Source organism: Actinospica durhamensis (genome assembly GCF_018139695.1).
GTDB lineage: Bacteria > Actinomycetota > Actinomycetes > Streptomycetales > Catenulisporaceae > Actinospica > Actinospica durhamensis.
Genome location: NZ_JAGSOG010000461.1, coordinates 1 through 3,501 on the forward strand (window position 1 = coordinate 1; position 3,501 = coordinate 3,501).

General features: G+C 73.2%; 3 protein-coding genes. All 3 read left to right on the top strand.

The window, feature by feature from the left end; genetic code table 11:
* The first annotated feature begins 298 nt into the window (after positions 1–298).
* Positions 299–1,168: an arylamine N-acetyltransferase family protein gene (locus tag KDL01_RS39870; RefSeq protein ID WP_212533917.1), complete on the top strand. Its 870-nt coding sequence runs from the start codon at positions 299–301 to the stop codon at positions 1,166–1,168.
* Between the two features lie 11 nt (positions 1,169–1,179).
* On the top strand, positions 1,180–3,066 hold the full coding sequence (locus KDL01_RS39875; protein ID WP_212533918.1) for an FAD-dependent monooxygenase: 1,887 nt from the start codon (positions 1,180–1,182) through the stop codon (positions 3,064–3,066).
* Positions 3,059–3,501, top strand: a 443-nt coding sequence (locus tag KDL01_RS39880) for an NADPH-dependent FMN reductase (RefSeq protein ID WP_212533919.1), incomplete at its 3' end; no start/stop codon positions are given. The genes KDL01_RS39875 and KDL01_RS39880, both read left to right, overlap by 8 nt.

Here is a 3,501-nt window from a genome sequence, read left to right on the forward strand (position 1 = left end):
TCCCACCACCGACGACCACTGCGCGCGGCAAGCCGCCGGCGCGCGTGTCTCCCACCTGGTCCAGATCCATGGTGACCAGGCTGGGCGGCCCGCGGCATCGCGGCCACCACGCCCGGCGGAATCCGTCATCTTCGCGAGCTGACAGATCCGCCGCCGCGCACTGGGGCCCGCCGCGGCCGCCGGGGCACACTTCCGGGCAGAGGCCGGCCGCGTCGGCGCCGACGCCCGGCTCCCTCTCCCGTTTTTCCCCAACCACGCGAACCGACCGCTCACGACGTGAGAAAGGCGACTGAAGACGATGTGGGACAGCAGCGTGCTGCCCGCCGCCCCGGGCTCCGAGCCCGGCTGGGAAGCGGACAGAATCGACCTCGAGGCGTACTTCGCCCGGATCGGCTACCACGGCGGCCGGGAGGTCGGCTTCGAGACCCTGCGCGGACTGCACCGCGCGCACAACCGGGCCATCACCTGGGAGATCCTGGACGGAGTACTCGACAACCGGCTCGACCTGACCGTCGATCACATCCAGCGCAAGATCGTGGCCGCCGGCCGCGGCGGCTGCTGCCTGGAGAGCAACATCCTGTTCGCCGCCGCGCTCGAGCAGCTCGGCTTCCCGGTGGTGCGCCACATCGCCCGCGTACGCCGCGGCAACCCGAAGATCCGCACCCGCTCGCACGTGGTGCCGATCGTCGAGGTCGAGGGCGAGCTGTGGATGGCCGATCCCGGCTTCGGCGACGAGAGCCCGCTCGAGCCCATCAGGTTCCAGGACGGCGCGCAGCTCACCGTCGGCGACTGGGTCTGGCGGCTGGACCTGGACGGCACGGAGTGGGTGCTGCGCAGCATGCACGCCGACGGCTGGTTCGACGTCTACGCCTGGGTCATGGAGCACCACCACCCGATCGACTTCCACATGATCAACCACTTCTCCTACGTCGACCCCGACTCGGTCTTCCTCAACCGCATCGTGGTGCAGCGCGGCGACGATCAGGCCCGCTACGTGCTGCGCGACGACACCCTGGTGACCACCGCGCCGGACGGCACGGTCAAGACCGAGCGGCTGAGCCCGGCCGAGGTAGTGGAGTCCATCAGGGGCCTGTTCAACATCAGGCTGTCCGACGCCGAGGGCGCCGTCGTCTCCGAGCACTGCGCCGCCGTCATGGCGCGGGCCTAGGCGGGCCGACGATGTCCTCCGAGCGCGGCTCGGCGGCCGGGGCCCGCGGCGATGCGGCGGGCCCCGAGCCGCAGGTCCTGGTCGTCGGCGCCGGTCCCACCGGCCTGACCCTGGCGGGCGAACTGCTGCGCCACGGCGTCCGCGTCCGCGTGGTCGACCAGGCCCGCGGCCCCTCCGACGCGCCCCGGGCGCTGTCGCTGTGGCCGCGCGCCCTCGACATCCTCGACGACCTCGGCGCGGGCGCCGCGATCCGGGCCGCGGGCCGGCGGATCGAGACCTTCGGCTACTTCTCCGAGGGCCGGCGCGTGGCCACCTTCCACTTCCCGCCCGCGCTCGCCTCCACCATCCTGCCGCAGCCGCGGATCGAGCACGCCCTGACCGAGAGCCTGCACGCGCTCGGCGGCCGGGTGGAACGCGGCGTGCGCCTGGTCCGGATGACCGGACACCAGGCCACCGGCCTCGGCGAGGACCGGCTCGGCGGCCCCGTCGTCGCCGAGCTCGAACACGACGACGGCACGGTCGAGCAGGTCCGCCCCGCCTTCGTGGTGGGCGCGGACGGCGCGAGCAGCACCGTACGCGCGCAGATGGGCGTGCACTTCAGCGGCGACACCTACGAGATGGCGTTCGCCCTGGTGGACGCGCACGTCGAGGGAGTGCTCTCGAGCACCGAGATCCGCTATTACCAGACCAGCAGCGGCACCCTGGTGATCGTGCCCGCGCCCGACGGCGTCTTCCGGTTCCTGTCGGTGGTGCCCTCGGGCGTCGCCGAGGCCGCCGCCGACGTCGCGGCCATGCAGGCGGTGCTGGATGAGCGCGGCCCGGCCGGCGTGCGGATCGTGGAGCCGGTGTGGCAGAGCGTCTTCCGGGTGCACACGCGCCGGGCCACGCACTTCCGCCGCGGCCGGGTCTTCCTCGCCGGCGACGCGGCCCACGTGCACAGCCCGGCCGGCGGCCAGGGCATGAACAGCGGCCTGCAGGACGCGCACAACCTCGGCTGGCGGCTCGCCGCCGTCCTCGGGCGCCGCGCGCCCGAGGACATCCTGTACGACTACGAGCCCGAACGCTCCGAGACCGCCCGCCGCGTCGTGCGCGACACGAACCTGCACACCCGCGCCTGGGTGGTCCGCGGCCGCACCCGCCGCGCCGCACGCGATCTGGCGCTGAGCGCACTGGACCGCAGCGGCATGATGGAACGCTGGTACGTGCCGGTACTCGCCGGCCGCCGCCTGCTCTACCCCCCGCCCCGCCCGACGCAGAGCCCGTCGACACGGTGCGCGGTGGGGGGCGGTGTCGGGGCTGGTGGCGGCATCGGTCCTGGTGCCGGCGTGGGCGGTGCCGGTATCGGTCCTGGTTCCGCCACCGCATCCCGCCGCTCACCCTCCCGCCTGACCTGGTCCTCCTGGCTGTCCTGGCCCGCCTGGCTCCCCGGCGGATCAGCCCCCGTGATCGGCCCCGGCGCGGTCTTCCCGCGCCAGGCCCTGACCGCCTTCGACGGTGCCGAGCGCATCGCCGATCCCACGGCCTGGATCCTGGCCGTGATCCCCCCGACCGACCCCGCCCAGGGAGGCCCCTGGTTCGCCCGGCTCGCCCGCCTGGTCGAGGGCCGCGCCCAGGTCCGCGTCGTCATCATGGACCCGGACGCCTCGCCCCCCGACGCCCTCGGCGAGGACGCGGCGGAACAGGCAGACCACGCGGAACACCGCTGCTGCCGCAACCCCGCGTCCTACTACCTCATCCGCCCGGACGGCCACGTCGCCGCACACGGCCACGCCGAGGACCTGGCGCGGCTGGAGGCCGAGTTGCACCACCAGACGCTTAGGACGGTTGTCGAGTGGACGGAAGGGGGAACGCTAGAGTTGACGCCGCGTCACGCCACGGAAGGTAGTGAAGATGTCTGATGAGCCGTACCGGCTCGCCGTGATCCTCGGCAGCGTCCGGGAGGGCCGCTTCGGTCCGCGGGTGGCCGACTGGCTGCGCGAGGAGGTGATCGACCGGCGCACCGACCTGGTCGCCGACCACCTCGACCTCGCGAAGTTCCAGCTGCCGCACAACCTCGACGGCAGCGGGGACACCACAGAGTTCTGCGAGCGACTCGGCCGCGCGGACGCCTTCGTCGTCATCACCCCCGAGTACAACCACGGGTTCCCCGGGGGCCTGAAGACCGCGATCGACACCGCCCGCCCCGAGTGGGCCGGCAAGCCCGCCGCCCTGGTCTCCTACGGCGGAGTCGCCGGCGGCCTGCGCTCGGTGGAGATGCTGCGCCTGGTGCTGACCGAGCTCCAGGTGGCCACCATCCGCAGAGCCCTGAGCTTCCATCCCCTGTCGCTTATACA